The 440-nt window shown below is 67.3% G+C and carries 1 pseudogene; it reads right to left on the bottom strand.

What is annotated here, in order from left to right:
- A pseudogene (locus tag ACU18_RS18790) lies at positions 1-440 on the bottom strand (pyruvate dehydrogenase (acetyl-transferring), homodimeric type); the annotation flags it as partial.

The following is a 440-nucleotide window of genomic DNA, read 5'->3' as shown; positions in this document are numbered from 1 at the left end:
GAGTCCGGTCCGTACATCCGTTCGATGCCGTCGCGGATGATGTGGCCCATTTCGTAGCCGTAGGCGGGGTCGTAAGTGACCACGGCCGGGTTGGTGGCGGCGAGGATGGGGGAGTGCCCGTCGGCGTGCTGGAGGCCTTCGCCGGTGAGGGTGGTCCGGCCTGCGGTGGCGCCGATGATGAAGCCGCGGGTCATTTGGTCCGCGGCGGCCCAGAAGGCGTCGCCGGTGCGTTGGAAGCCGAACATGGAGTAGAACACGTAGACCGGGATCAGCGGGACGCCGTGGGTGGCGTAGGCGGTGCCGGCGGCGGTGAAGGCTGCCACGGCGCCGGCTTCGTTGATGCCAGGGTGGATGAGCTGGCCCTGGGCGGATTCCTTGTAGGCCAGGACCAGGTCGCGGTCCACGGAAAGGTAGTTCTGGCCCTTGGGGTTGTAGATCTT

Origin of the sequence: Arthrobacter sp. ZBG10, assembly GCF_001238605.1 — a bacterium.
Lineage (GTDB): Bacteria > Actinomycetota > Actinomycetes > Actinomycetales > Micrococcaceae > Arthrobacter.
This window is presented reverse-complemented; position numbering and strand designations above follow the sequence as displayed.